The sequence below is a fragment of the Flavobacterium bomense genome (genome assembly GCF_003970355.1).
This window is the reverse complement of record NZ_RYDJ01000282.1, coordinates 1-1,038: the sequence shown is the minus strand read 5'-3', so window position 1 is coordinate 1,038 and position 1,038 is coordinate 1. Positions and strand designations below refer to the sequence as shown.

Annotated in this window: 2 protein-coding genes; one reads left to right on the top strand and one right to left on the bottom strand. The window is 33.1% G+C overall.

Translation table 11 applies throughout. From position 1 onward, the window contains the following. Nucleotides 1-162 (bottom strand): ATP-binding cassette domain-containing protein (locus EKL98_RS17320; RefSeq protein ID WP_126563265.1); only part of this gene is annotated, 162 nt, incomplete at its 3' end. Nucleotides 163-344: 182 nt separating this feature from the next. Between EKL98_RS17320 and EKL98_RS17315 the strand changes: the two genes are divergently transcribed. After that, on the top strand, nucleotides 345-1,038 hold a 694-nt coding region (locus tag EKL98_RS17315; protein WP_126563264.1), incomplete at its 3' end, for a tetratricopeptide repeat protein.

Here is a 1,038-nt window from a genome sequence, read left to right as displayed (position 1 = left end):
ATCAGCGTAAAGAGCTTTCATAAAAGTGCTTTTTCCGGACCCCGTTTTTCCGATGATATATATAAATTCTCCGTGATTAACTTCAAGGTTTACATTGGATAAGATAGTTTTACCTCCTTGAGCTAGGCTTACATTTTTTAAAGATAATACGGTTTTTGACATAATGGGTGTTATTTTATTTGGTAAATGTAATTATCAATTAGCACACGAGCAAACAAAAAAATATTTTTGTTGATTATCTGCGTTTTGCTATTTGTTAAAACTTTTGTTCATAATAAAAACCAATTGCATTCCGTTATACCCTTTAGAATATGATATATTTGAATTATTAAATCAAAATCACAATGCGAAAAATTTCTTGGCTTTTCTTTTTGTTCCTATTTATTCAATCTCTGTCTGTTTCAGCCCAAAAATCAGCAATATATACAAACGATTCGAAAGATTTTGATAAAGCGATTTTGTTGTATAATGAAAATCAATATGCTTCGGCTCAGTTACTTTTTGAAAAAGTGAAGTCGGCTACAGCCAATGAAGAACTGAAATCCGACTGTTTTTTTTATATCGCGAATTGCGCCATTCGAACCAACCAATCAGGTGCCGATGTGCTAATGGAACATTTCGTTACGGATTATCCTACTAGCAGAAAACAAAACCAGGCATATATTGGAGTGGCACAATTTTACTTTGCCCAAGGAAATTATCCACAAGCCTTACAATGGTTCGACAAAGTGGATGAAGGCAATTTGAGCGGCAACGATAGAGATAAATTCAATTTTCAAAAAGGGTATAGTTTTTTTGTTTCCAAAAATAAAAAGGAAGCTACAACCTATTTTAATAAAGTGACAAATTCAGCTGAATACGGTTCGCAAGCCAAGTATTATCTGGGTTTTATGGCTTATGAAGGAGACGATTACAAACAAGCCACCAAGTATTTTGACGAAGTTTCTGGTGAAGAAAAATACAAGGAAAAAATGTCTTATTACCAAGCTGATATGAATTTCAAGTTGGGAAATTTCCAAAAAGCGATTGATTTAGGTC